The 24,043-nt window shown below is 71.1% G+C and carries 27 protein-coding genes; 7 read left to right on the top strand and 20 right to left on the bottom strand.

The features are described from left to right. Positions 1-239 precede the first annotated feature (239 nt). On the top strand, positions 240-602 hold the full coding sequence (locus tag H4W81_RS39460) for a DsrE family protein (protein WP_192779457.1): 363 nt from the start codon (positions 240-242) through the stop codon (positions 600-602). Between the two features lie 700 nt (positions 603-1,302). Here the strand turns inward: H4W81_RS39460 and H4W81_RS39455 are convergent. The 4 genes from H4W81_RS39455 to H4W81_RS39440 form a co-directional block, all read right to left on the bottom strand. Continuing rightward, positions 1,303-2,019 carry a type 1 glutamine amidotransferase gene (locus tag H4W81_RS39455; RefSeq protein WP_192779456.1) on the bottom strand — a complete coding sequence of 239 codons (717 nt, stop codon included), beginning with the start codon at positions 2,017-2,019 and terminating at the stop codon, positions 1,303-1,305. Further along, complete coding sequence (locus H4W81_RS39450; RefSeq protein WP_192779455.1) at positions 2,009-3,238, bottom strand: MurT ligase domain-containing protein; 1,230 nt, start codon at positions 3,236-3,238, stop codon at positions 2,009-2,011. The genes H4W81_RS39455 and H4W81_RS39450 overlap by 11 nt, the downstream gene beginning before the upstream one ends. Before the next feature lie 255 nt (positions 3,239-3,493). Beyond that, entirely contained in the window at positions 3,494-6,343 is a 2,850-nt protein-coding gene (locus tag H4W81_RS39445) for an ATP-binding protein (RefSeq protein ID WP_318782339.1), read from the bottom strand. A gap of 116 nt (positions 6,344-6,459) precedes the next feature. Beyond that, complete coding sequence (locus tag H4W81_RS39440) at positions 6,460-8,391, bottom strand: hypothetical protein (protein ID WP_192779454.1); 1,932 nt, start codon at positions 8,389-8,391, stop codon at positions 6,460-6,462. 145 nt (positions 8,392-8,536) lie between these two features. On the opposite strand from H4W81_RS39440, the gene H4W81_RS39435 reads away from it, so the two are divergent. From H4W81_RS39435 to H4W81_RS39425, 3 genes are read left to right on the top strand one after another with little or no spacing between them, the layout of a single operon-like run. Next, positions 8,537-9,163, top strand: a complete 627-nt coding sequence (locus tag H4W81_RS39435) for a hypothetical protein (protein WP_192779453.1) — start codon at positions 8,537-8,539, stop codon at positions 9,161-9,163. Beyond that, a complete protein-coding gene (locus H4W81_RS39430) occupies positions 9,160-9,810 on the top strand; it encodes a hypothetical protein (protein ID WP_192779452.1) in 651 nt (216 codons plus the stop codon). The genes H4W81_RS39435 and H4W81_RS39430 overlap by 4 nt, the downstream gene beginning before the upstream one ends. After that, positions 9,807-10,646, top strand: coding sequence for a hypothetical protein (locus H4W81_RS39425; RefSeq protein WP_192779451.1), 840 nt, complete (start codon positions 9,807-9,809; stop codon positions 10,644-10,646). Before H4W81_RS39430 ends, H4W81_RS39425 begins: the two co-directional genes overlap by 4 nt. On the opposite strand, the gene H4W81_RS39420 is transcribed toward H4W81_RS39425, so the two are convergent. Then, positions 10,630-11,949: a hypothetical protein gene (locus tag H4W81_RS39420; RefSeq protein ID WP_192779450.1), complete on the bottom strand. Its 1,320-nt coding sequence runs from the start codon at positions 11,947-11,949 to the stop codon at positions 10,630-10,632. The two genes, H4W81_RS39425 and H4W81_RS39420, sit on opposite strands and share 17 nt — an antisense overlap. 69 nt (positions 11,950-12,018) lie before the next feature. Between H4W81_RS39420 and H4W81_RS39415 the strand changes: the two genes are divergently transcribed. Continuing rightward, positions 12,019-12,378 (top strand): tetratricopeptide repeat protein, encoded by a 360-nt coding sequence (locus H4W81_RS39415; RefSeq protein ID WP_318782338.1) that lies wholly within the window; start codon positions 12,019-12,021, stop codon positions 12,376-12,378. Here the strand turns inward: H4W81_RS39415 and H4W81_RS39410 are convergent. Next, complete coding sequence (locus H4W81_RS39410) at positions 12,333-13,505, bottom strand: benzoate/H(+) symporter BenE family transporter (protein WP_192779449.1); 1,173 nt, start codon at positions 13,503-13,505, stop codon at positions 12,333-12,335. The two genes, H4W81_RS39415 and H4W81_RS39410, sit on opposite strands and share 46 nt — an antisense overlap. Before the next feature lie 36 nt (positions 13,506-13,541). Here H4W81_RS39410 and H4W81_RS39405 point away from each other — a divergent pair, with 36 nt between their 5' ends. Next, positions 13,542-14,081: a helix-turn-helix domain-containing protein gene (locus H4W81_RS39405; protein WP_225959006.1), complete on the top strand. Its 540-nt coding sequence runs from the start codon at positions 13,542-13,544 to the stop codon at positions 14,079-14,081. Here H4W81_RS39405 and H4W81_RS39400 read toward each other — a convergent pair. The 11 genes from H4W81_RS39400 to H4W81_RS39350 all read right to left on the bottom strand — a co-directional run bounded on the left by H4W81_RS39400 (position 14,063) and on the right by H4W81_RS39350 (position 20,528). Beyond that, a complete protein-coding gene (locus tag H4W81_RS39400; protein WP_318782337.1) occupies positions 14,063-14,539 on the bottom strand; it encodes a type 1 periplasmic-binding domain-containing protein in 477 nt (158 codons plus the stop codon). The two genes, H4W81_RS39405 and H4W81_RS39400, sit on opposite strands and share 19 nt — an antisense overlap. Then, a complete protein-coding gene (locus H4W81_RS39395; protein WP_192779447.1) occupies positions 14,536-15,297 on the bottom strand; it encodes a methylated-DNA--[protein]-cysteine S-methyltransferase in 762 nt (253 codons plus the stop codon). The genes H4W81_RS39400 and H4W81_RS39395 overlap by 4 nt, the downstream gene beginning before the upstream one ends. Next, positions 15,294-15,848 carry an RNA polymerase sigma factor gene (locus H4W81_RS39390; protein ID WP_318782336.1) on the bottom strand — a complete coding sequence of 185 codons (555 nt, stop codon included), beginning with the start codon at positions 15,846-15,848 and terminating at the stop codon, positions 15,294-15,296. Before H4W81_RS39390 ends, H4W81_RS39395 begins: the two co-directional genes overlap by 4 nt. 107 nt (positions 15,849-15,955) lie before the next feature. After that, positions 15,956-16,261: a DUF1416 domain-containing protein gene (locus H4W81_RS39385; protein ID WP_192779446.1), complete on the bottom strand. Its 306-nt coding sequence runs from the start codon at positions 16,259-16,261 to the stop codon at positions 15,956-15,958. Continuing rightward, the gene (locus H4W81_RS39380; RefSeq protein ID WP_192779445.1) at positions 16,261-17,100 is read right to left on the bottom strand and encodes a sulfurtransferase; all 840 of its coding nucleotides are present in this window, start codon (positions 17,098-17,100) and stop codon (positions 16,261-16,263) included. Before H4W81_RS39380 ends, H4W81_RS39385 begins: the two co-directional genes overlap by 1 nt. Then, complete coding sequence (locus H4W81_RS39375) at positions 17,097-17,498, bottom strand: DUF4395 domain-containing protein (RefSeq protein WP_192779444.1); 402 nt, start codon at positions 17,496-17,498, stop codon at positions 17,097-17,099. Before H4W81_RS39375 ends, H4W81_RS39380 begins: the two co-directional genes overlap by 4 nt. Positions 17,499-17,674: 176 nt before the next feature. Next, entirely contained in the window at positions 17,675-18,097 is a 423-nt protein-coding gene (locus H4W81_RS39370; protein WP_192779443.1) for a TlpA family protein disulfide reductase, read from the bottom strand. Positions 18,098-18,134: 37 nt separating this feature from the next. Then, positions 18,135-18,926: an anti-sigma factor family protein gene (locus H4W81_RS39365; RefSeq protein ID WP_192779442.1), complete on the bottom strand. Its 792-nt coding sequence runs from the start codon at positions 18,924-18,926 to the stop codon at positions 18,135-18,137. After that, positions 18,923-19,435, bottom strand: a complete 513-nt coding sequence (locus tag H4W81_RS39360) for a sigma-70 family RNA polymerase sigma factor (RefSeq protein ID WP_192779441.1) — start codon at positions 19,433-19,435, stop codon at positions 18,923-18,925. The genes H4W81_RS39365 and H4W81_RS39360 overlap by 4 nt, the downstream gene beginning before the upstream one ends. Positions 19,436-19,472: 37 nt before the next feature. Continuing rightward, entirely contained in the window at positions 19,473-20,138 is a 666-nt protein-coding gene (locus H4W81_RS39355; RefSeq protein ID WP_192779440.1) for an LmeA family phospholipid-binding protein, read from the bottom strand. A gap of 33 nt (positions 20,139-20,171) precedes the next feature. Continuing rightward, the gene (locus H4W81_RS39350) at positions 20,172-20,528 is read right to left on the bottom strand and encodes a MoaD/ThiS family protein (protein ID WP_318782333.1); all 357 of its coding nucleotides are present in this window, start codon (positions 20,526-20,528) and stop codon (positions 20,172-20,174) included. Positions 20,529-20,642: 114 nt separating this feature from the next. Between H4W81_RS39350 and H4W81_RS39345 the strand changes: the two genes are divergently transcribed. Then, positions 20,643-21,350 carry a response regulator transcription factor gene (locus H4W81_RS39345; RefSeq protein WP_192779439.1) on the top strand — a complete coding sequence of 236 codons (708 nt, stop codon included), beginning with the start codon at positions 20,643-20,645 and terminating at the stop codon, positions 21,348-21,350. A 9-nt stretch (positions 21,351-21,359) separates the two neighbouring features. Here the strand turns inward: H4W81_RS39345 and H4W81_RS39340 are convergent, their stop codons facing one another. From H4W81_RS39340 to H4W81_RS39330, 3 genes are all read right to left on the bottom strand, one after another. After that, positions 21,360-22,010 carry a hypothetical protein gene (locus tag H4W81_RS39340; RefSeq protein ID WP_192779438.1) on the bottom strand — a complete coding sequence of 217 codons (651 nt, stop codon included), beginning with the start codon at positions 22,008-22,010 and terminating at the stop codon, positions 21,360-21,362. An 8-nt stretch (positions 22,011-22,018) separates the two neighbouring features. After that, the gene (locus H4W81_RS39335) at positions 22,019-22,213 is read right to left on the bottom strand and encodes a GNAT family N-acetyltransferase (protein WP_192779437.1); all 195 of its coding nucleotides are present in this window, start codon (positions 22,211-22,213) and stop codon (positions 22,019-22,021) included. 67 nt (positions 22,214-22,280) lie between these two features. Continuing rightward, complete coding sequence (locus H4W81_RS39330) at positions 22,281-24,038, bottom strand: bifunctional metallophosphatase/5'-nucleotidase (RefSeq protein WP_192779436.1); 1,758 nt, start codon at positions 24,036-24,038, stop codon at positions 22,281-22,283. Positions 24,039-24,043 lie beyond the last annotated feature (5 nt).

Here is a 24,043-nt window from a genome sequence, read left to right as displayed (position 1 = left end):
AACAGCGACCGACCCCGTCAAAACCTCAGCCCACAGGGAGTCGGGAGGCTAGCGGGGGCGCAGGGATCTCGGAGGCAAGGATCTCGGAGGCAGGGATCTCGGAGGCTGGGATCTCGGAAGCAGGGATCTCGGAAGCAGGGATCTCGGAAGCAGGGGTTCGGCGGGGCCGAGGTATCGAGGCGGGGGTTGGGAGGTGGTTGGGTGCGGACGGGAAGAGTGGTTCGGTCTAGGCTGACGGCATGGCACGATCACTGGTGATCAAGGTGACTGCGGGGGCCGACGCCCCCGAGCGATGCAACCAGGCCTTCACGGTCGCGGCCGCCGCGCTGGCGAGCGGCGTTCCCGTCTCGTTGTGGCTGACGGGTGAAGCCTCCTGGTTCGCACTCCCCGGCAGAGCGAAGGAGTTCAGCCTGCCGCACGCCGCGCCGTTGGAGGACCTGCTCGACGCGGTGCTCGCGGCTGGACGCGTCACGGTCTGCACCCAGTGTGCCGCCCGGCGCGACATCACGGTGGACGACCTGATCGACGGGGTCCGGATCGCCGGCGCGCCCGCCTTCGTCGAGGAAGCCGTAGCCGAGGGCGCCCAAGCCCTCGTCTACTAAGCGTCCGTCGCTCGGTGTCTGTGCCGTGGCAAGCACAGGACGCGACCTTTCTTGTGCCGTGGCTGGCCTAGGACGCGGCCATTTCTGTGCCGTGGCTGGCCTAGGACGCGGCGATATCTGTGCCATGGCTGGCGCAGGACGCGACCATCCGGCCTTCCACCCCGTACGGCAAGCCACCCCAGCGCCACCCCAGGCGCGGGGCTGGCGTCTGTCCAGGGATACGCTCACCGAGAGCCGGTGGCCGACCACCGCTACGGACCCCGATCCCCACCTCGCTATGACGGCCTCGCGCTCCAGGTAGGCCACGGCGGCCCCTGAACACCGGCGAACGGGATCACAGGTGGAGATTCCGACTGCTCCAGCGCGAGCCCGAGCCCCATGAGCGCCGCCGCAGACCCCACGCCGCGCTGCCCTCCGCCCAGGTCGCCGCCGGTCCACCGCCCAGCCCTCACCCCGCCCGGCGCGCGGCCGCCCGCCCACGTAGCAGTCTCCGGCGAATGCGGGATTGGGGTGTCGGTTTTGGGGGCGCCGTAGCGGTGGCCAGCCGAAGTCCCGCTGGGCGGGCGCCTTCGGCGGACCGCACCACGCTGCGACGGAGGCGCCAGACAGGCATGCCGTACAGGACCAAGAAGAGAACCAGGCGCCAGACAGGCATGCCGTACAGGACCAAGAAGAGAAGCCCGGACCGACGGAAAGATGGCTAGCGGGGGGAGACTGCGTCGAGGCGTTCCTTGCGGAGGCGGTCGTACCAGGTGTCGTCGATCGGGGCGAGCGTGCTGCCCACCGCCCACCCCAGCAGCAGGTCGGCCAGTGCCGGGTTGCGGGCGAGTGCCGGGCCGTGGAGGTACGTGCCGACGACGTGTCCCGCGAAGCACCCCTCGAATCCGTCGCCGTTGCCCGTGCCGACGATCGTGCGGGACAGCGGCTTGACGCCGGGGCCCAGGTGGGTGACGCCCATGTGGTTCTCGAAGCCGGACAGCGTCGGCAGGCTGAGCGCGCTGTCGACCTCGGCCACCAGTTCGCCGACCGCGCGGGCGGGGCCGCGGGTGCTGGAGATGTCGAGCAGGCCGATGCCGTCGACCGGCTGGCCCTCCTCGCCGCCGAACGTGCTGCCCATGATCTGGTAGCCCGCGCACACCGCCAGCATGGCCGCGCCCCTGGCGATGGCGCGGTGCAGGCCGCCGTCCTTGCGCAGCCGCTGGGCCGCGAGGATCTGCGGCCGGTCCTCGCCGCCGCCGATCAGGTAGACGTCGCCGGTTTCGGGAACGGGGTCGGAGGAGCGGACGTGGATGGTCTCGACCTCGATCCCCCTGCGGCGGGCGCGCTGCTCGAGGACGAGCACGTTGCCCTGGTCGCCGTAGGTGCTGAGCAGGTCGGGGTAGATCCAGACCAGGCGCAGGGAGCTGTCAGACGGCACGGCCGAACTCCGATCGGATCTGCTGGAACGCGGTGTAGTTGGCGATCACGTCGAGCCGTCCCGGCGGGATCGCGTTGAACGCCTCGGTGAAGCTCTCACACAGCTGGAACGGCACGTCGGCCACGTCGAGCCGGAGCGCCAGGTCGAGGCGGCGCTCCCCGGTGACGTAGACGGGACGGCCGCGCAGGATGCGGTAGTCGACGTCCCACAGCCATGAGGTGTCGCGTCCGTCGGGGCCCTGGGCGTTGACCGACAGGATGATCGGCAGCGCGGGGTCGGAGACGTCGAACGCCTCCAGCCAGCCCGCCGGGTTCTTCGACAGCAGCAGCCGCGCGGCCCGCCCGTCACGCTGGACGGTGGTGTAGCGGCCCGCGACCGAGGTGACCTCGCGCAGCCTGGGCAGCGCCGACTGCACGTGCAGGCCGAACGCCTCGGCCACGGCCAGCGCCATCGCGCCGTTCGAGCGGTTGGCCAGGCCGGGCAGCTGGAGGTCGAGCACCCAGCGGTCACCCCTGGGGTCGATCACCGCGTCGTCGTCGAGGACCCAGTGGGGCTCGGGACGGTGGAAGGTGCACTCGCGGCACGCCCAGTCGGCGCCCTTCCGATCGAGCGGCCCGCCGCACTCGGGGCAGCTCCACGAGTCTTCCTTCCAGCGCTGCCCGCCGGCGACCCAGGTGACCTTGGCGGCGGTCGAGGCGCCCCAGGTGACCAGCGGGTCGTCGCAGTTGGCGATCACGTGGGTGGGCTTGCCCGACAGCGCCCTGCGCCACCTCTGGGCCAGCAGCCAGATCTCGGCGGCGCGGTCCATCTGGTCGCGGCTGAGGTTCATCAGGCACACGACGCTGGCGCCGGTGGTGTCGAGCACCTCGGGGAGGTACTTCTCGTCCACTTCGAGCACGCCGTACGGCGCGGCCTTGTTGGCCGACAGCGCGGACACGTGGCCGGCGGGCATGTTGGCGCCGAACGCGTTGGTGGCCACCTCGCCCAGCTCGGTCAGTGCCGAGGTGATGAGACGCGTGGTGGTGGTCTTGCCGTTGGTCGCGCTGACGAGCGCGAGCTTGCGGTCCCTGGCCAGCTGCTTGAGCAGGTCGGGCTCGAGCACCAGGCCGACGCGCCCGCCGATCACGGACCCGTCACCACGCCCGGTGACCCTCGACAAGGTGGCGGCGGTGCGCCCCAGGGCACTCGCGAGCTGGGCCCGCAGCGGAAGCTGGGTCATGCTGACCGATCCTAGTCGACCCGCGCGGGCCGCCACCCGCCCCGACGGCAACGCCTGCGCGGGTTCTCGAGAACGAACCACCCAGAACCCAGAAGATCGCCCCGAGAACGAGGGAGAGAACCAGGGCGGGAGGGACGAAACCCGACCGAACCCGAGGAACCGAGAGCCGCGGAGGCCCGAGAACCCACCGCACGGGAGGAGGGCCCGGAGCGCGAGGAGGACCGACCCCGAGGGCCCTCTCGCACCCCGTGGGCACTACCCCTGGTCGGCGAACGCGATCTCGGCGGGGCCGTCTCCGTCGAAGGGCAGGACGAAGCGGCGCGGCCATGACAGCACCCCTTCCAGCCAGCCCGCCCCCATCGTCTGCCCGACGTGCCTGATCCTGGCCGACTGCTCGATCCCGACGGCCACCGTGCCGATGTCGCGCTGGACGCCCGCGTTCTCGTCGTCGCCCAGGATGACCCGCCAGGCAAGCGCCCTGTTGTGGTCCATCTCCATCGACAGCGGGTGGTGGCGGAGCGCCCTGGCCCGGTGCCCGAGCAGGTCGGTGGTGTCGAGGGCGCCGCCGAACAGCGCGTACTCCATCGGCGGCGCGGGACTGCGCAGGTCGGGCGCGGGCCTGCCGTACGGGAAGAGCCTGTCGACCTCGTGCAGCCACCGCACCTGCGGGATGACCCACGAGGGCCCCGGACGTTCGCCGCCCGCCTCCACCGCGTCGAGCAGGCGCAGTGCCGAAGCGGCGGCCTGCTCGGTCAGCAGCGCGGGATCGAACCAGCTGCGCAGCGCCCAGGCCCGCCTGGTGACCGCGCGTTCGATGAGCGTGGCCAGCAGGCACTCCCTGCGTCGCGAGGGCAGCTCGGACCACGCGCCGGCCAGGTGGCGCGGCACACCGGGCAGCGGCCGGTTGCTGACGTAGGCGAGCACGACCGTGTCGCACCAGATGCGCAGCCACGCCCATGCGGGGTCGTCGGCCAGCAGGTCGGCCTCGCGCAGCTCCACCAGCGTGCAGGCCTGGCCCGTACGGCACTGCGCCCCGCACGCCGCCGAGCGCCTGCCCCTGATGGGCGGCGGCGGCCCGGCGATCGCCTTCTCCCTGTCCTCGCCGAGCGGCACCTGGATGCGCAGGGGCCGGTCCATCCCGTCGGCGAAGACGGCGGCGACCCCCGGCTGGAGCGAGACGACCTGGCGTGACTGCTCGTCGTTGAGGTTCATGGCCGCGCCGACCAGCGCCCTGTCGTCGGCGGCCGGCAGCCGGTGGACGACCTTCAGTGCCGTGTTCTTCACCACGTCGGAGATCAGCTTGGTGGGGATCTGCTCGGCCACGACCAGGCCCGAGCCGTATGCCCTGATCTCGGCGAGCATCCCGGCCAGCAGTTCGACGGCGTGGGTGGCGGCGCGCCCCGAGCCGCGGTCGCGCAGCAGCCGGTGCGCCTCCTCGATGACGATCACGTGCCGCAGCCCGCCGGCCCGCTCGCCGCGCGCCCGCATCCGCAGGTGCTCGACGATACGGATGATCAGCGTGCCCATGAGGAACGCCTTGTCCTCGTCGTTGGCCACGTCCTCGATGGCCAGCACGACGTTGCGCTGGAGCAGGCCGCCGATGTCGGCAGGGTGGCCGCCCTCGAAGAAGCGCCCGGCCGAGCCGACCCGCAGCGAGCGCAGGCGCAGCGAGATGAAGCCCTCGACGTCGGCCTGGACCTCGCGCCCGTAGCCGATCTCCTGGATGACGTCCATGGCGTGGTGCTGGAGCTGCTCCAGCGTCGGCACCGAGGGCGGCACCTTGGAACCCGGCACCGCGCCGCCGGTGACGACGTCCCACCCGTTGGCCTCGTAGACGCGCTGCAGCGCCATCGACATGATCTGCGGGAACGGCTCCTCGGCGTCGAAGGCGGCCATGAACAGCGCCCTGACCATGTCGATGTGCGCCTGCACGGGGTAGCCGGGCTCGGGTTCGAGCGGGTTCACGCTGAACGGCACGGCGTCGGGAGCGGACGGGTTGATCACGGTGACCGGCTCGGCGACGCGTCCCGCCATGGCGGCGTACTCCGACTTGGCGGGCTCGATGGCCAGCCAGGGGATCTTCGCGGCGCTGAGCTGCTCGAGCAGGTGCCTGACGGTCTGCGACTTGCCGGAGCCGGTCGCCCCGGTGACGAACGCGTGCCTGTTGAGCGTGGCGAGCGGCACCCCGAACGAGCCGACGGCCCGGTCCTGGCCGTCGAGGATGGCGCCGAGGGCCAGCTCGCCGGTGGCCTCCGACGTCACGTCGAAGAAGCCGGGGTCGAGCACCCGCACGCCGGGCACCTCGCGTCTGGGCAGGCCCGCCAGCGCGGCCAGCGCGCCCGCGGTCGCGGCGAAGGGCACCGCCGCGCCGTCGCCCGGGTCCTGCATGGTCGCGCCCAGCGCCTCGGTCAGCTCGCACGCGGCGGGCAGCGCGGTACGCAGCCGGTAGGGGTGGTGGCTCAGCTCGACCGAGCCGACCAGCACGGGCGCGATCTGCCGCAGGTCCTCCGGGGTGGCGGCGCCCGCCAGCACCCGCACGTTCCACAGCCCCGCCTCGCGGAAGGCGTCGAGTTCCTGCATGCGGCGTTCGGCCCGCTCGGCGTCGAACCTGGAGCGCTCGGAGGCGTCGCCGTACTGCCTGAGGACGTTGAGCTGGGTGCGCAGGTGCGCCACCTCGGCTTCGAGCAGGTCGGTGGGTTCGGCCACCACCAGCCAGGCGAACGGCCGCGACATCAGCGTGACCAGCGTCGACTCGAACAGGGTGGGCTCGGAGGGCGGGCTTTCGCGGCGGTCGTTCAGCGGCGGGGCCTGCCGTCCAGGGCACGGCACCCACACGAGGTCGCCGAGGTCGGTCAGGTAGTCGTCGGCCAGCCGCTCGCCCCTGGCGCCGCTGGGGAACAGCAGCGCCCCCCGCATCGGCCCCGCGTTGGTGATCAGCTCGAGGGGCGCGCCGCCGCCGCGCGACACCCACCCGATCGCGAAGGGCCGTCCGCGCTGCGCGGCGGACAGGACGGCGGGCAGCACGGTGACGAAGTCCCATTCCCCCGACGAGGCGCGGGCGGGCGCGGCGATCGACTGGATGCGGTACCACGGACCAATCAGCACGTCTTTACCTCCTGGGAGCTCTCACGAGAAACGCGCGCGAGCGTCGGAGGAGACGCACGTTCCTCCTGAGAAAGTCCGCCACTGATCAAGCCGTCATCCCGGATTTGGCCATCTCCTTACCCCTTCTTGCGCCAGTCGAGGCGGGGAGGGGGCGGTCCGAGGTTGGGCGGCGGTTCCTCGGAGTCGGCGGGCTCGTCCATGCCGAGCACCGCCTCACGGACCTGCTCCAGCTCGCCCAGCGTGGTCCTGGGGAAGGTGAGGATTGCGGGATTGGCGTCGGCCAGCCGTACTCTCCGGCCGTCGGCGGTGGCGTCCGTGACGATCACCGAGGTGGTGGGCAGCTGCTGGAGCTGGTGCGGCTCGACGAGGAACTCGCGCGAGCGCTGCAGGACCCGCTCCTTCTCGCCGATCTTGTCGGCGGTCCTGCCCCACTCGGTGGACTCGGTGATGTCCTCCTTGAGATCGGTGCTGCTGTCGCCGCGCTCCTCGACGCCCTCCTCGACCTGGTCGATCGTGGAGGTGTAGGGGGTTCCGTTGAGCCCGGCCACGGAGGCGCTGATCGTCTCGGTGAGCTGGGCGAGTTCGAGGCGGTGCTCGGTGCCGACGTGCTCGCTGGCCACCCTCGCGTCCTCGGCGTTGCCGAGCCGCATGAACGCCACGGCGGCGTGCCCTCGGCCCAGCCGCTCGCGCACGGTCGGCGTCAGCGACCTGTAGGTGAGCACCAGGCCGGTCCTCGACGTCTCGCAGGCGTCCATCAGCCGGTCGAGCACGTCGCCGCGCAGCTTGTCCGCGCCCGCGACGATGATCGTGTGGTACCAGGGCCGGTCGGAGGCGGGCGACTGGCGCAGGATGTGGGTGAGCGCCGTGGCCACGTACGTGCCGAGCACGCGGTTGCCGAACACGCCTGCCTGCCGGTCCATGCTCACCACCCGCAGGCGGGCGGGCGGCAGCCGTACGGCCTCGGTGCCCAGGGTCTCGAGCTTGCGCAGCTGTGACTCGAGCGCCCACGCCCGCTCGATGACCACCCTGTCGCTGACCCCGCGGCCGAACATGGTGCCGATGCGCTCCAGCTGCTCGGCGGTGATGAGCCCGTACTTGAGGTCATCGCGCGGGTCGCCCACCTGCGCCAGCGCCCGCAGCGCGGCCGTCACCTGGGCGATCGTGGCGTTCTCCCCCAGCACGTCGAGCACCCGCTCGAGGATCGCGTTGTCGAAGCTGAGGTCGCGGGTGGTGCGGTGCTCCTCGCTGACGCTCACCACGTGCGCCAGGACGTCGGCGAAGGCCTCGGGCTTGAGCGTCGCCCCGAGGTCGAGCTTCGGCAGGTCGACGGGCAGCACCCACACCAGCGGCTCGTCGCCGCCCCTGCGGGCCAGCTCGATCAGGTCTTTGGCGATGGCCCCCTCCGACAGGTCGAGCACGGTGAGGTGCCCTCCGCTGTAGAGGCGGGTCGCGCCGAGCAGCGTCACCAGCGCCGACCAGCCGGGCAGCGTGCCGCCCGCGACGTCGACCCGGTCGATCGCATCGGGTACGGCGACCGCGTACCAGGTCAGCTGCCTGTCGTGGCGGTCCTTGAGCTCCTGCCACGCGCGGTAGCGCTCGGCGTGCTCCTCCTGCGCCCTGAACAGCTCCTTGTCACGTTCCTGCCGGACGCGATCGTCCCTGGCCTGCTGTTCCTGCACGCGGTAGCGGACCGCCCTGTCGCCCTGCAGGACGGCGTAGCTGCAGATGGCGGCGACGCCTCCGGCCGCGACAAGGCCGATGATCGCGAACGACCACTTGAGCACGCCCGCGACGGCGGCCCCCAGGATGACCACGGCGAGCACCGCCATGAACGTCCTGAAGATCTTCACGGGCCGGTTGAGCAGGTCCTCCTGCATCCGCTCCCTGCGCACGAGCTCGGGATCGGGCTTGCTCTCCCGCTGGGGTTCCACGAAGGGCGAGGGACGTTTGGGCGGCGGCCCCGGATCTGGGTGCAGCAGGACGTACTGCCAGCCCAGGTAGATGCGATCCGCCTGCAGCTGCGCCTGCTCGGGATGCACGTCCGCCACGTGACCCTCCGGCCGCCCTATCTCGTTAGTAGTGCCCAAGCCTACGAGTTACACCGCCGGTTCCGGCAGGGTTCCCGGCAATTCACTCAGCAGATGGGAGCATTGCGGCGGATGGTGCAACTGTGACCTATTACCATCGTTGCCCATGACGGAACCCTCCTCTGGCGACAACAGACCACCACGCCCGGTTCTGGTGCCCGCGGTGGGTTTGGTCCTGGCCACGGGGATCGGCATCACCGCCCTCCTCGGCGGCCTGAACGATGCCCCCGACCCGAACCCGCCCGCGCTCAAGGTGGCAGCCGAGATCGACCAGGGCCAGTTCAAGACCCAGTTCGTGGAGGGCAGGGTGACCGTCGTGAAGCCCGACACCACGTTCGGCGACCCCAAGCGCTTCCTGGAGCTGGAAGTGAAGGTGACGAACACCGGCGAGGAGACCGCCGACAGCGGTTCGGCCTTCGCCTCCACGCTGCTGAAGATCACTCCTGAGATCAAGCCGAAGTCCGGCGTGATCTCGATCGTGCCCACCCAGAGCGGACCGAGCCGGCAGCTGCAGCCGGGGATTCCGACGAAGGTCCTGGTCCGATACGAGCTGGAGGCGGGCGTGAAGCCGCCGGAGAAGGTCACGATCGACGTTGGCAAGCGTGAGTACCTGAAGGGCGACTTCACTCCGGCCAGCGGCTGGGTGACGGCCAACGAGGAGAAGGACGAGAAGCAGGTTCCCGTCGTCCTGGGTCAGATCACCATCCCGGTGAAGCAGGGGGAAGGCGCATGACCGCCACCGAGCAGCGCAGGGCCGCGCCGCCACGCCAGTCGCGCAGGGCGCCGCGCAACGGCGGCGGCTCGAAGGTGCTGAACGCCGTGGTGGGCCTGGCCCTGGCGGGCGGCGCCATCGGCGTGCAGACGTTCATGCTCAGCGGCGGCGACCTCCAGGCCCCGCTGACCTACGTCGGCGCCGTCAAGGAGGACGTCGACGCGGGCCGCTTCTCCGCCAGAGTCGACTCGATCGCCTCGGCGAGGGCGATCGACACGGGGGACAAGACGATCGAGGCCGGCAAGGACCAGGTCTTCCTGGTGGTCCAGGCGTCGGCGACGGTTCCCAAGGAGCCGCTGCACCTGCTGCCCGCGGAGCTGCTCACCGGCGACGGCCAGCGCTTCGCGGCCACCGACAGGATCGAGAAGACCAAGACGCTCGCCAACCCGTGGATCCAGCCCGGCTGGTGGATATCGGGCCCCTTCGTGTTCGAGGTGCCCGCCGCCGCCCTTCCCGGTGCCCGTGCGGTCTTCTCCATCCCCACCAACATGCTGTACGGCGAGCCGCTCCCGCCCGAGGTCGAGGTGGACCTCGGGCTGGACGACACGGAGGCCCGGCGGCTCTTCACCGCGCCCGAGGACGTCTACCAGCTGGGGGACAAGCGATGACCGACTGGTTCTCCCCCGCCTCGGGGCAACGTCCCCAGCAGCCGCCCCAGCCCCCGCCGCCACTGCAGCACCGCCCCGTCCCGCCCGATCACCAGGTGTGGCCGCCGGTGGCGCCGACGCGCGAGCCCGCCGGCAGTTCCACGCAGCCGCTGCCCGCCGTACCGAGCGCGGGCCCCCTGCCGCGCAGGCAGCCCCACCCGTCAGGCCCGCCCGCGCCGCCCGGCCCGCCCACTGAGCCGCCCACAGGGCCGCCCACAGGGCCGCCCGCGCGGGAGGCGGCGGCCCAGCCGCCAAGACGCCCGCGCCTGCTGCTGCAGGGCGTCGGCGCGATCGTGGCGCTCGCCGTGGCCATCGGCGCGCCCACCTACGACCGGTACCTCCTGTACCAGGGCGGCCAGCCGAAGGATCGGGTCCACCTGGTCGCGGCGGGGCAGGGCATCACCTTCGAGCACGTCACGTGGAAGGTGACCTACGGGACCATGCCCGCGCCCCAGGGCAGCAGGCACAACACGCCGGACAAGCAGTGGCTCAAGATCGCCATCACGAGGACCGCCGAGGACAAGGACGGCGCCCAGCTGACCGGCCAGCCCGAGGTGCGGCTGAAGGACCGCGCGGGCCGGGCGTGGCAGTTGGAGACCCTGGAGGACACCGCGCCGAGCGATCACGTCGTGGGTGAGAGCTACGTGACGACGAAGGTCGCGGTCGTCCCCTCGGCCGTGGCCAAGGAGGTGGAGCTGGAGCTGCGCCCCAGCTCCTACCGCTCGGACACGCCGATCGAGGACCTGATGAAGTCCACCGAGGACGACAACGACGACGTTCTCAGGTTCCGTCGCTGACGGCCTGGCCGGTGAGCCTCGCCCTGGTGGCCGCGATGTCGAACGTCGCGGCCAGCAGGCACATCGTCAGCGTGGTCACCAGCAGGTCCTTGACGAAGGAGACCGGCTGACCGATGACGAGCCACCAGTACGGCGTCTCGGAGCCGATGAGCGTGCGCACGCCCCTGTCGGCGTAGTCGGCGCCGAGGCGCAGGGACACGTAGAGCAGGCACATCAGCCCGAAGAGCGGAGCGCCGCCCTTGACGACCAGCCTGAAGGTGTTGACCAGCGGGACCCACCGCTCCACGAAGCTGCCCGTGACGCGGTTGAAGGAGCGCTGGGTGAGGTCGTGCGACTGCTCCAGCCGGTCGACGCCCGCTTCGAGGCGGCGAACGCCGCGCACCGCCGTACGGGCCTCCTCGCTGAAGGCGCCGAAGACGAGGATCGCGATGGTCAGCCAGGTGAGCGGCACGATCAGCGCGTCCACCAGGTAGGGACGCACCTCGCCGACCGCGGCCCAGAAGGCCTCCCAGCCCGGCACGTTCTCCCTGGCCTGCTGCCACAGCTCGCCCGACTCGGCGACCACCTGCCGGTTCCCGACCCAGTCGGCGCGCAGCGAGGCGAGGGTCAGGGTGGCGTTCAGGCCGAAGAAGAAGAGCGCGAACTCCGACAGCGCGGACGCCACGCCCGCGGCTTTGCCCTCGCCGCGCTCGACCATGCGGTTGAAGAACCACCTGAGCCCCATCGCCACCAGCATCGAGGCCAGCGACACGCGCCAGTCGAGGTCGGCGAGGCCCATGCCGGCCGTGGTCTCGGCCTTCTTGCCTTCCGCCGCCGCGGCCAGGATCGGCTTGTAGAAGTTCTCGTCCTGGTTGTGCAGCCAGTCGAGCTGGATGAAGGCCTGGGCGTCGCGCCGGACGAAGTTCCACGTCAGGTAGATCGCGGCGAACGCGGGCGCGATCCTGTCGAGCGCCACCCAGAACCGCTCGCTCTCACCCCCTCGCGCGGCGGTCTCCCAGAGCGCGCCACGCAGGCTGTGGAGCATGCCCGCGGTGATCGCCATGGCGAGCATGACGACGAGCGTCATCACCGCGATGGTCGCGACGAGGCGGGCCTGGCGGTAGTCGCCATGGGAGATCTCGGTGCCCAGGTAGAGCAGGCCGAATCTGGCGGCCTCGCCCACCGAGAACCACATGATCAAGGGCAGCGCGCACTTGCCCGCGAGGCGTAGAGCGTGCACGGGCAGCGAGAACGGCGACGGCATCCGCTGGGCCGGTGTCGGCGCAGGTCGGGGCGGTGTCGCCACACCAGTCGATCCTGACATCTGGTGAATCGTAGCGTTACACGGTTAACACCGGGAATGCGAACCAGTAGTTGAGTGTTCAAACAACCCGTGAACGAGATCGAGCGCTACCGCTTCGCCGAGCGCCTCCTCGGGATGAAGGACCCGCTCGGCGCCCTGATGATGCTGGAGCCGCTGCTCGAGGAGCACGGCGACGACCACGGCCTGCAGGAGCTCGCCGCCCGCGCCTACTACCACTCTGCCCAGCTGGGCAGGGCGAGGGAGGCGCTGACGGCGCTGCTCGAGCGGGACCCCAGCGACCACTACGCCCGCTTCCTGCTCGGCAGGACGCTGGAGCGGTCGAGCCTGCTGACCGAGGCCCTGCCGCAGCTGCGCATGGCCGCCGCGATGCACGCCGACCCCGACTACGCGGAGTCGGTCGGCAGGGTGGAGCGCAAGCTGGCCGGCTGAGCCGGCCGTACCAGCAGGTGCATGAGGCCGCCGGCGACCAGGCCCCAGAACGCCGAGCCGACGCCTGCCCAGGTGACCCCCGAGGCGGTCACGACGAAGGTGACGACGGCGCCCTCCCTGCCGTCGGCCCGCGTGAAGGCCGACGACAGGGCGGCGCCGAGCGCGCCGAAGAGCGCGAGCCCGGCGACCGCCTCCACCAGGACGGGCGGCGACAGGAGCACGAGGGCGGCCGCCGCGCTGGAGCAGAGCCCGAGCCCGATCATGGAGACTCCCGCGGTGACGGAGGCGATCCAGCGGCGGGAGGGGTCGGGCGAGGCCTCCGGTGAGGCGGCCAGCGCCGCGGTGATGGCGGCCAGGTTGATCGCGTGCCCGCCGAAGGGCGCGCCCAGCGCGCTGGCCGCTCCCGTCGTCAGGAGAACGCCGCGCAGCGGCGGGCGGAAGCCGTAGCCGGACAGGACGGCCATGCCGGGCACGTTCTGGGCGGCCATGGTGACCAGGAACAGCGGCACCGCGATCCCGACGATCGAGGGAACGGTGAAGACCGGCACGGTGAGCTCGATCACCGGCGTGACGTCCAGGTCGGCCGGCCGCGAGGTCAGCGCGATGGCCACGATCGCGGTCAGCAGCGCGCCGGGCACCGCCCACGTGCGGGCGAACCGGAAGAGCAGCGCCCAGACCAGGATCACGGGACCGGCGAGGTACGGCACGTCGAGCATGGCGTGCACCGGCGCGAGACAGAGCTTGAGCAGGACACCGGCGAGCATCGCCGCCGCGATGGGCCCCGGGATCGCCGCGATGGCTCGGCCGAGCCACGGCACCAGCCCCGCGGCCATGATGAGCAGCCCGCACACCACGAAAGCGCCGACCGCCTCGGCGAACGACCCTCCGGCGGTCATCAGCAGCGCCGCACCCGGAGTCGACCAGGCGATGGCGATGGGCATCCGGTAACGGAGCCCGAGCGTGATGGAGACGACGCCGACCGCGACACACAGCACCAGCAGCCCTGAGGCCGCCTGAAGGTCGTCGGCCCCGACCCCGCGCAGCCCGGCGAGGACCACGGTGAACGAGCTGGCGAAGCCCACCAAGGCGGTCACCACACCGGCGACGATCGGGCGTGTCTGTTCCATATACGGAACACTAACAGATCCGGCAGGATGTCCCTCATGAGCGCGATCGACGGGGACCTGCGTGAGGTCGGCGCGAGGCTGCGCCGGATGCGCGAGGAGCGCGGCCTCTCGCTGTCGGAGCTGGCCCGGCGCGCGGGAGTGGGCAAGGCGACGCTGTCGGGCGTCGAGACGGGCACCCGCAACCCGACCCTCGACACCCTGTGGGCGATCACCGCGCAGCTCGGCGTGCCCATAGCGGCCGTTCTCGGCGCCACGACCGAGCCGGTGGTGATGCGCGGCGAGGCGGTGGTCGCCTCCCTGCTGGAGGTGTTCGAGGACGAGGGCGTCACCTACGAGCTCTACCGCATGCGCGTGCCGCCGGGCGCCACCCAGACCTCGCCCGCGCACCACGAGGGCGTGACCGAGCACATCACGGTCTTCACCGGCACGCTCCGCGCGGGCCCGCTCGACTCACCCCTGGTGGCCGGGCCGGGCGGCTACCTCACCTGGCGCTCGGACGTCCCGCACGGCTACGCGGCCGTCGGCGCCGAGGAGGTGCTCGCCTCGCTGCTCATCCGCTATCCCGCCACCAGCTGACCCTCGCTGACCAGCCACAGCCTTCCGTCGGCCAGCGCGCCGCGCAGGCCCTCCGTGGCCTCCTCCCCCGCCAGGGCGGGCAGCTCGGGCACGGCCAGCCCCGCGAACGCGATGGTCCTGCAGGGCCGCCACACGCCCGTCGCCACCAGCCGCCGTCCCATGCCCGTCCAGCCCTCCGGCTCGTCGGCCACCACCCAGAGGTCGGGATGTCCCGTGACCATCCGGCAGGCGGGCCGCAGCCACGACGCCGCCTCCGTCGGCCACGACACCACTTCTCCGACCTGCCCGCCCCTGGCCTCCCACGTCTCGACGAAGGAGCGCGCCCGCTCCAGCGAGGCCGCCGACCGCCCGTGGCCGACGTTCACCAGGAGCGGATGGTGCTGGCTCGCCAGCCGCACCACCGTGGTCAGCTCGGCGGTCAGCTCGGCGGTCAGCGCTGCGGTGGGCTCGGCGCTCACGCCGCCACCTCCCCCGGCCTGCACGTACGGCAGGCGCGGTAGCCCGCGGACTCCGCCTGCGCGACGCTGCGGAAGCCGTGCCGGTGCCTGGGCGTGATGCGCCTGGCGTTGTGGCAGGTGGGGAAGCACACGATGCCGGTGGTGTCGCTGGCCAGGTAGAAGACGTTCGCCTCCGCCAGCTCGCGCAGCCCGTCGAGGTCCACGCCCTCCTGCCTGAGCAGCCGCTCCTTGGCCGCGGCGCCGAAGACGTAGTCGCCCGCCGCGCCGTCCGACCTGACGACCCGGTGACAGGGGACGAGCAGCGGGACGGGGTTGCGGGCCAGGGCGGTGCCGACCGCGCGCACGGCCCCCGGCCTGCCGATCTGACGGGCGATCCAGGCGTAGGGCCGCACCTCGCCGCGCGGGATGCGCTGCGTGGCGGTCAGCACGTCACGCTGGAAGTCGCTCAGCTCTCGCAGGTCGAGCCGCAGCCCCGCGGCCTTCCCCTTGCGCAGCGCGGGCATCAGGCCCGCGGGCGGGCGGTCGCCGGGCAGCAGCGGCCTGCCGAAGCGGGCCCTGAACTCCGCGGCGAACCCGTCAGCCGCGGCGGGGTCGTCATAGTGGCGCAGGAAGGCCACGCCCTGGTCGGTGGCGGCCACGGACACCTCGCCCAGCGGTCCCTCCACGCGCACCCAGCGGGCGGCGATCCTGTCGAGCAGTCCCTCGGGGGCGTCGGCCACCAGGCCGGCGAGCCCGGAGAGCAACGGATCCTGGTTCATCGGGTCATCTCCCTCAGACGCTTGAGGCCCCGCGACACGTGCGACTTCACCGTGCCCTGCGGGAGACCGAGCACCGTGGCCACCTCGCTGACCGGCAGGTCGATGACATGCCTGAGCACCACCGCGGCGCGCTGGTCCTCGGGCAGCAGGCTCAGCAGCTCGGCCAGCTCGCCGCCGGTCTCGCGCCGCTCGGCCGCCGCCTCCACACCCTCGCCGGTGTCCATGGAGTCCACCGGCTCTTCCATCAGGTCGGGCGGCGGGTGGCGGACGCGGCTGCGGACGCAGTTGCGCCACACGTTCATGAGGATCGTCATCAGCCAGGGGCGCGGCTGCAGCGCGGCGATGCGCGCGCGATCGTAACCCGCCAACGCCCGGTAGGCGCGGAGGAACGCCTCCGCCGTCAGGTCCTCGGCGTCCGCCCACCGGCCGCTGAGCCGTAGCGCGGTCGAGAACGCCAGGCCGCGGTAGGCGCCGTACAACTCGGCGAACCCCGCGTCGAGGTCGTCGAGCAGCGCCTTCCTGACCGGGTCCAGGCAGTCGAGTTGGTTCACGTTCTCTTCAACACCGGCGCCCGCCGAATCGTTGCAGACCGACGCGGGAACGCCAGAAGGGGGTCGCGTCCTGGTGGACGCGACCCCCTTCCCGGTGTCTGGAGCGATCAGACCGTGACGGACAGCTGGGCGACCTCGCCCAGCTTGGCCTGCACGGGAACATCCCTGGTGACGCCGCCGCCCGCGATGATGCGGACGGTCCAGTCACCCGGGGCGGCGAAGAAGCGGAAGATGCCCTCGTCGGACACCACGACCTCGCCGGTGAACTCGCCCGAGTGGTCGAGCAGGCGGGCGTAGGCGGTGCCCGCGCCGGTCACCACACCCTGGATCACGGACTGGGTGGAGAGGTCGATTCCGGCGGGCAGCGCGACAGTCTGCTCCGGAGCGGCGCAACCCTGAGTCGAAACAGTCATTAGCGGGCCTCCCCCAGCTCGATCGGCACGCCCACGAGCGAGCCGTACTCGGTCCACGAACCGTCGTAGTTCTTCACATTGGCCTGGTCGAGGATCTCGTGCAGCACGAACCACGTGTGCGCGGACCGCTCGCCGATGCGGCAGTAGGCGATGGTGTCCTTGCCGAAGTCGACGCCGGCGCCGGCGTAGAGCTCCTTGAGCTCGTCGTCGGACTTGAAGGTGCCGTCGTCGTTGGCCGCCTTGGACCACGGGATGTTGCGAGCGGTGGGAATGTGCCCCGCGCGCTGCGCCTGCTCCTGCGGCAGGTGGGCCGGGGCCAGCAGCTTCCCGGTGAACTCGTCGGGCGAGCGCACGTCCACCAGGTTGAGCTTGCCGATCGCGTTGACGGCCTCGTCGCGGAAGGCGCGGATCGAGGTGTCCTGCTCCTTCGCGGTGTAGGTCGTCGCGGGGCGGGACTGAACGTCGGTCACCAGTTCGCGGGAGTCGAGCTCCCACTTCTTGCGGCCGCCGTCGAGCAGCTTCACGTTGGTGTGGCCGTAGAGCTTGAAGTACCAGTAGGCGTAGGCGGCGAACCAGTTGTTGTTGCCGCCGTACAGGACCACCAGGTCGTCGTTGGAGATGCCGCGCTCGGACAGCAGGGCCTCGAAGCCCGCCTTGTCCACGAAGTCGCGGCGGACGGGGTCCTGCAGGTCGGCCTTCCAGTCGATCCTGACGGCGTTGCGGATGTGGCCCTTGGCGTAGGCGCTGGTGTCCTCGTCGACCTCGACGAGCACGACACCGGGCGTGTCGAGGTTGGCCTCGACCCAGTCGGCATCCACCAGGGCGGCGGAGCGGCTCATTGCGGAACCTCCATGTTGGCAGCGGGCAGTAGACGGCGAATCATCAGGTACATCTCGCAGCCGAGGCAGAATCCGAAGGCTGCGTTGAGGAAGGCGGCGAGGAGAGCCGCGGCCGTCGCCCCGAGGGCGAGCGGCGTGATCCCCGCGATGAAACCGATCAGCCCCGCGACCGCGAAGGAAAGCCCCACCGCCTGCGCGAACCGCGGCGGGCGGGCGTCTTCCGTCTTCGTCGGCGGACTCCTGAAGAACACCTTGTACGGCGAGCGACCCGCCACACCGGCGGCGAACACCACCGCCTGGACGGCCAGCAGCCAGCCGCTCTCCGTCACCAGGACGAGAGCGAGGACCAGGGTGGTGACGGCCGCGCCGAGGCGCAGCACTCTAGGGTCGGCACGCATCGTGGGATGCTCCTGAAGGGTCGGATGGGGGCGGACCGGAATGTCCGCGCGAGACCGTCCTCAGGCAGCGCGACAGAGCGCGGTGGACACGCGGCAGAAATCAACCGCGCGCCGCTTCGTCAGCAGCTCTGTCGTGGGGTTCATGGCGACGACACTACCTGTCGTCTCGCCTTCTGTCACTTCTCGTCCGGCCTGTGAGACAGGACGCCACCGAGCGCCGCGATCACGTCGGCCTTCCTGGGCTGCCCCGATGCCCTTTTCACGACGTTTCCCGCGCCGTCCAGGACGAAGACGGTCGGTGTGCGCATGATGTCGAACTCGCGCACCAGGTCGAGCCGGGACTCGGCGTCGATCTCGACGTGCCGTACGCCCGGCACCAGCGCGGTCACGTCGGCGAGCACCCGGCGCGTCGCCCTGCAGGGCTGGCAGAACGCGGTGGAGAACTGCACGAGCGTCGCCCGCTCACCCAGCTCGTGGCCCAGCGCCTGAGCCGTCAGGCTCTGCCGCGCCTCGCGCAGCCTTCCGTCGCGGCGCAGCTTGACCACCCCGATCACCGTGCCGAGCGCCAGCGTCGCCAGCACCACCCACCAGCCTGTCATCGCCAGGTGCAACCGAGCGGGCGGCGGGATTCTTCCCCTACTTCGCCCGGACCCTGACCAGGACGTTGTCCTCGGCGTCCCTGATCTCGAAGGAGCGGATGGACTCCGGCGGCGTGCGGCTCTCCACGGAGAAGACCTCCGCGCCCGCCTCGTAGTGCGCGGCCTGGACGGTCCACGGCTCGGACGTCTCCTTGACGCCGTTCTTGCTCACCACGACGAGCCTGCACTTCGTGCCCGGCGGCACGCCTTCGAGCTGAACCTGCAGCGGCATGCCCGGCGACACCGTCACGGTGGCCTTGACCGGGTCCGCCTCCCCGGTGAAGGCCCGCCCCGGCTCGGCCTTCCTGAGATCGGCCGAGGCCGACGGAGACGCCTTCGTCGCGTCGGGCTGGTCCAGCTGCGCGGCGTCGCTCCGGTCCTGCTTCTGCGCCGGTTGCTCCGCGGGGGCTCGCTCCGCCGGAGCAGGGTCGTTCTGCGCGGTCGCCGCCGTCGGCTGCTGCGTGCGGTCCAGGAGCGTGGTCCACACCGTGCCGCCCACCGCGAGCGCCGCGACCGAGGCCGCCGCGACCAGCAGCAGGCGTCCGCGCCGATGCCGCTTGACCCGGTCGTTCAGCAGCCGGTCGAGCACCTCACGAGGAGGGCTCGCGACCAGCTCCACGTCCTTCTCCGACACCTTCGACAGGAACACGGGCAGCCCTTCGAGCTCCATCAGCTCGTCGGTGCACTCCATGCACGAGGCCAGGTGGACCTCGACATCCTGCGCCTCCTCGGCGTCGAGCGCGCCCAGCGTGTAGGCGCCCAGCGACAGCCGTACCTCCTCGCAGTTCACGGCGCCAGCCCCCGCTCTTCCAGGGCGAGCTTCAGCGCCCGCAGCGCGTAGTAGGTGCGTGACTTGACGGTGCCGGCAGGGATGCCGAGCGTCGCCGACGCCTCCTTCACCGATTGCCCCCGGTAGTAGACCTCCAGCAGCACCTCGCGGTGCTCGGGGCGCAGCGCGGCCAGCGCCTCCGCGACCGCCCACGACTCCACCGCCTTCTCCAGCTCGTCGTCGGCGGGAATGACCGCCAGCGCCTCGTCGCCCGCCTCCTGCGGCCTCGCCTTGCGCGCGCGGTGCTGGTCGACGACGAGGTTGCGGGCCACTGTGAACAGCCACGCCCTGATCGGCCGTCCGGAGATCGCCTCGGGATGGCGCCATGCCCGCAGCAGCGTCTCCTGCACGACATCCTCCGCTCGGCCAGGGTCCCCGGTCAGTCGCAGTACGTAACCGTAGAGCGGCCCCGCGTGCTCGTCGAAGAGGGTCCTGACGAGTTCCTCGTCGGCGGTGTCCGCTGGGCTCACCCCCTCATCACGTACGGCGGGCCTGTTCGGTTCGAAGTCAGCCACGGAGAGGTACGTCACTTGCCTCGGCGGTGATCTCCAGCCCGGCCGGGACGGTCTTCACGCCCGTCACCTTGACGTCGAACGGGAGCTTGCCCTTGAACGGGATCGTGTAGGTCAGGAAGCCCGCGGAGGTGGAGGGGATCCCGTTGACCTTGTCGGCGGTCAGCTTGATGCCGCCGTCGACCACCTCGACCCGCATCTCGGCGGTGAACTTCACCTTCGTCACGCCCAGGTTGACGTCGCCGGAGGCGGTGAGCCGGCCGCCGGTGCCGCCGATCTTCACTCCGCGCGGCGCGAACTTGTCCACGGTCGACCTGGAGACCGTCCCCTGGACGGTCACCTTCCCCGCGGTGATCTGGGCGCGGTTCTGGATGACGTCGGCCAGCGGGGCGGTCACGTCGTAGGCGGCGCCGCGCAGGTTCTCCACCTTGACGGTGTTGTAGGTCAGGGTGCCGAGGTCGAAGCGGACCTCCGGGTAGCGGCCCGCGATGGCCTGGGTGAGGAAGGGGATGCCCTCGATGGTGACGGTGGGAGTGCCCGAGAGGTCGGAGGCGGCGGCGATCCTGGTGGCGATGTCGCGCTGGACCCCTGCGACGGCCACCCGGTCCACGGCTACGAGAAGGACGATCAGCACGATCAGGAAAATGATCAGCTTGCGCATCGGGCTCCTTCAGGGGGAATGCCTGGCGCTACCTTATCCTCCGGCAAAGGGCGGAAGGATCTCCACGACCGCCCCTTCCGGCAGGCTCACCGCCGAATGCTCCCGCTTGCCGACCGGATCTCCGTTCACGAGGAAAGACGACCGGCGCACCACCCGCGCGAGCTCGTCACGATCAGCTGTGATTTTGGTCATGAGATCGCCCAGCGTGTCGGCCTCGAAGATCTCCTCCGCCACACCGGCCGCCTCCTTGGCCGCGGCCCAATAGCGAACTTTTCCAGTAGACATAGCCACCTCACAATCGATCCCGTTCCATTGTGCGGGTTCGTTAACGAAAATGTTTCGTGTGAACGCCTGTTCACCAGGTGGACGCGACCTGGGCGCTTCATTCACGTGGGTTATCCTCACCTACAGCGGGATCCGGGCGACGTAGCCCCCGGGTCCCACACGTGTTTGTACGGCACACCACGTACGGCAAACGCGGACGCCCCGAACAGAGGAGTCGAAATGAGCAACCTGCTCCTGCTGACCAACGCCCTCGAGCCGTCCGCCGAGGTGCTGCCTGCGCTGGGGCTGCTGCTGCACTCCGTCCGCGTCGCGCCCGCCGAGGCCTCGGCCCTGATCGACGCGCCACCCGCCGACGCCGTGCTGGTCGACGCCCGCCGCGAGCTGGTCCAGGCCAAGAGCCTGTGCAGGCTGATCAGGACCACTGGCATCGACTGCCCGCTGCTGGTGATCGTCACCGAGGGCGGTCTCGCGGGCATGACCGCCGAGTGGGGCGTCGACGACGTCCTGCTCGACAGCGCGGGCCCCGCCGAGGTGGAGGCCCGCCTGCGCATGGCCACCGGCCGGCTGTCCCTGGCGTCCGCCGACGAGGTCCCCGACGAGATCCGCAGCGGCGACCTGGCCATCGACGAGGCCACCTACACCGCCAGGCTGCGCGGTCGCGCCCTCGACCTGACGTTCAAGGAGTTCGAGCTGCTGAAGTACCTCGCCCAGCACCCGGGCAGGGTCTTCACCCGCGCCCAGCTGCTGCAGGAGGTCTGGGGCTACGACTACTTCGGCGGCACCCGCACCGTCGACGTGCACGTGCGGCGGCTGCGCGCCAAGCTCGGCCCCGAGTACGAGTCGCTGATCGGGACCGTCCGCAACGTCGGCTACCGCTTCGTGCCCGACCGCGGCAGCGCCGAGGCCGAGAACCACGTGCACGTCTGACGGTCCGTTCTATCCCAGGGTGACGCCTTCCAGCGGCACCAGCCGCATGCCCGCGCCGGTGTGGGCGAACTGGACGATCTCGGCGCGCGTGAGCTCCGCGAGCCCGACCCGCAGGCCCACCCGCTCGCCGCACCAGGCGACGATCTCCTCGGGCGCCGCCACGGGGGCCGCGAAGTGGACCACGCTGACGTACCAGATGTCGCGCTCCCAGCTCTCGAACGCGCTCGCCGCCCCCAGCTCGTGGGCGAAGCGCTTCTGCAGGGTCACCAGCGTGACGTCGGCGGGGGCTCCCCACACCAGCATCCCGCCCCGGTGCGCTGCCACCCCGCGCAGCTCGACCCTCACCGGCGGCAGCCCCTCGGCCGCCGCCGCCAGCGCCGCCCCGTAGTCGCCCCGCTCCCGAACCACCTGCCGGTACGGCTCCAGCGAGCGCAGCGTCAGGTGCAGCGCCGCCCTGTCGTGCACCCAGTGCCCCGCGCCCACCACCGGCCCCGCCTCGGCGGCCAGCTCAGCCAGCCGGTCGAGCACCTCGCCCTCGGGCCGCAGCACGGCCGCCGCGCCCCAGCGCGTGGCCCCCTCGACGGGAGGACGGTCGAAGGTGGCCCGTCCCTCGAGCAACGCCGCCCGGCCGGCAGCGCAGAAATCCATAAATCGCGACATTTGGCGGATTATGGCTCCTGTAGTTCGCCCTCCAAAAGGCCCGTGAGGATCATGTCGTGCCACTTGCCGTCACGGCGGAAGGACTCGCGCGCCCGCCCCTCCTCGACGAAGCCGACCTTCTCATAGACCCGCCGGGCGCCGGTGTTCGCGTCGGCCACCCAGAGCGTGATGCGGTGCAGTCGGACGCGCGTTCCGGTAAGCATGTCGAAAGTGGACCAGTGCCTGGTGAAGGCCCGCAACCGCATTGATCGCGGGCCTCTGCCGTCCAGGTCAGTCGACGACGGTGATGCGGTTGGTCGCGGGCGGCGCGACGGGGCTGTGCTTGCCCAGGTAGTCGACGAACGCGTCGATGTCCAGCGGGCCGCTCCACAGGTCGGTGCCGTTCTTCAGCTCGGCGAAGGCGTCACCGCCGCCGACGAGGAAGTTGTTCACCGCCACGCGGATCGACTGGGTGTCGGTGACCGCGACCCCGTCGATCTTCATGCCCGACACCTTGGAGCCCCAGGGAGCGCTCCTGCTGTAGGTGTAGGTGAAGTTCGACGACGGCTGCAGGATCTTGGTGAACGCCTGGTTGTTGGGGCCACCGACGAACTGCTGCTCGAGAACGGTCTTGAGCTGCGCGCCGGTCAGCGTGATCACCTGGGTGAGGTTGTTGAACGGCTGGACGGTGAACGCCTCGCCGTACGTCACGACGCCGTCGCCCTCGCCGGCGGACGAGCCCGCGTAGGTGAGGGGCGCGCGCACGCCGCCCGGGTTCATGAACGCGATCTGCGCGTTGCCACCGGTCCTGGTCGCCTCGAGCTGGCTGTCGGCGATCAGGTTGCCGAGCGGCATCTCCCCCGAGGCGGCGGCGCGGGTGCCGATCTCTTCGGTGATCTTGCCGACCTGCTTGTTCGCGATGTCGGCGCTGTAGCGCCGCCACTTGTCCACCAGGTCGCGGACCGGCACGTCCTCGGGGACGTCACGGGTGACGACGTGGTTGCCCGCCACGACCGAGGACCGCACCACGTCCTTGGTCCGCCGGTCGACCTGGAAGTCGATCTGCGTGACCACCCTGCCGAAGGAGGAGCCCTGCGTGTAGTAGCGCGGCTGGCCCGCGGGGTCGTTGGTCTTGCAGATGTAGGCCTGGTGCGAGTGACCGCTGATGACCAGGTCGACCTGCGGGTCGAGACCGCCGGCGATCCTCGAGCCGTTGCCCGGGGTGACCGAGCAGGCGCTCGGGTCCTGGCTCGGGGTGACCTGGTCACCCTCGTGGACCAGCACGACCTGGGCCTTGACGCCGCGCCGCGCCAGCATCTTCGACACCTTGTTGGCCGCGGCGACCTCCTCGGTGAACTTCAGGCCCTGGATGCCCTGGGAGGTGACGATGGTCGGGGTGGTGGCGGTCACCAGCCCGATGAAGCCGACCTTGACGCCGTTGATCTTCTTGATGAAGTACGGCGGGAGCGCGTACTTGTCGTTCTTCTCCTTCAGCACGTTGGCGCCGAGGAAGTCGAAGTCGGTGCCCTGCCACTCGCCGTCCTTGGAGCAGCCGTCGACGGGGTGGCAGCCGCCGTCCATAAGGCGCTGGAGCTCGTCGTAGCCCTCGTCGAACTCGTGGTTGCCCACGGCCGAGGCCTTCAGCCCCATCTGGCCGAGCACCTGGAGCGTCGGCTCGTCGTGGTAGGCGGCCGAGATCAGCGGAGAGGCGCCGATGAGGTCACCGGCGGCCACCAGCATGGTGTTGGCGTCGGTGCGCTGCTTGAGGTGCGTGGCCAGGTAGGCGGCGCCGCCCGCGATCGAGTACTTGCCGCCGACGATGCCGGTCAGCCTGCCGTCGGCGTCGACCAGCGGACCGTTGGGGTCGAGGATGCGGCTGCTGGATCCTGTCGGGGGCTCCAGGTTGCCGTGGAGGTCGTTGATCGTCAACAGGCGGACGGGCACCGTCCGCTCGGGCCTGGCCGCATCGGCAGGTCCCGCCACGAGCGTGATTCCGCCCATGGCGATGGCCCCCGCGAGAGCAAGCGGGAGTAAGGAGCGAGAGGTCATGCCTG

Source organism: Nonomuraea africana (assembly GCF_014873535.1).
Lineage (GTDB): Bacteria > Actinomycetota > Actinomycetes > Streptosporangiales > Streptosporangiaceae > Nonomuraea > Nonomuraea africana.
The sequence above is the reverse complement of the archived record's forward strand: the minus strand, read 5'-3'. Positions and strand labels throughout refer to the sequence as shown.

Excerpts from the sequence above, each read along its gene's own strand:
- H4W81_RS39460 (WP_192779457.1), top strand. The coding sequence starts at position 240 with ATGGCACGATCACTGGTGATCAAGGTGACTGCGGGGGCCGACGCCCCC.
- H4W81_RS39450 (WP_192779455.1), bottom strand. The coding sequence starts at position 3,238 with ATGACCCAGCTTCCGCTGCGGGCCCAGCTCGCGAGTGCCCTGGGGCGC.
- H4W81_RS39435 (WP_192779453.1), top strand. The coding sequence starts at position 8,537 with ATGACGGAACCCTCCTCTGGCGACAACAGACCACCACGCCCGGTTCTG.
- H4W81_RS39430 (WP_192779452.1), top strand. The coding sequence starts at position 9,160 with ATGACCGCCACCGAGCAGCGCAGGGCCGCGCCGCCACGCCAGTCGCGC.
- H4W81_RS39425 (WP_192779451.1), top strand. The coding sequence starts at position 9,807 with ATGACCGACTGGTTCTCCCCCGCCTCGGGGCAACGTCCCCAGCAGCCG.
- H4W81_RS39420 (WP_192779450.1), bottom strand. The coding sequence starts at position 11,949 with ATGTCAGGATCGACTGGTGTGGCGACACCGCCCCGACCTGCGCCGACA.
- H4W81_RS39410 (WP_192779449.1), bottom strand. The coding sequence starts at position 13,505 with ATGGAACAGACACGCCCGATCGTCGCCGGTGTGGTGACCGCCTTGGTG.
- H4W81_RS39405 (WP_225959006.1), top strand. The coding sequence starts at position 13,542 with ATGAGCGCGATCGACGGGGACCTGCGTGAGGTCGGCGCGAGGCTGCGC.
- H4W81_RS39395 (WP_192779447.1), bottom strand. The coding sequence starts at position 15,297 with ATGAACCAGGATCCGTTGCTCTCCGGGCTCGCCGGCCTGGTGGCCGAC.
- H4W81_RS39385 (WP_192779446.1), bottom strand. The coding sequence starts at position 16,261 with ATGACTGTTTCGACTCAGGGTTGCGCCGCTCCGGAGCAGACTGTCGCG.
- H4W81_RS39380 (WP_192779445.1), bottom strand. The coding sequence starts at position 17,100 with ATGAGCCGCTCCGCCGCCCTGGTGGATGCCGACTGGGTCGAGGCCAAC.
- H4W81_RS39375 (WP_192779444.1), bottom strand. The coding sequence starts at position 17,498 with ATGCGTGCCGACCCTAGAGTGCTGCGCCTCGGCGCGGCCGTCACCACC.
- H4W81_RS39370 (WP_192779443.1), bottom strand. The coding sequence starts at position 18,097 with ATGACAGGCTGGTGGGTGGTGCTGGCGACGCTGGCGCTCGGCACGGTG.
- H4W81_RS39355 (WP_192779440.1), bottom strand. The coding sequence starts at position 20,138 with ATGCGCAAGCTGATCATTTTCCTGATCGTGCTGATCGTCCTTCTCGTA.
- H4W81_RS39345 (WP_192779439.1), top strand. The coding sequence starts at position 20,643 with ATGAGCAACCTGCTCCTGCTGACCAACGCCCTCGAGCCGTCCGCCGAG.
- H4W81_RS39340 (WP_192779438.1), bottom strand. The coding sequence starts at position 22,010 with ATGTCGCGATTTATGGATTTCTGCGCTGCCGGCCGGGCGGCGTTGCTC.
- H4W81_RS39335 (WP_192779437.1), bottom strand. The coding sequence starts at position 22,213 with ATGCTTACCGGAACGCGCGTCCGACTGCACCGCATCACGCTCTGGGTG.
- H4W81_RS39330 (WP_192779436.1), bottom strand. The coding sequence starts at position 24,038 with ATGACCTCTCGCTCCTTACTCCCGCTTGCTCTCGCGGGGGCCATCGCC.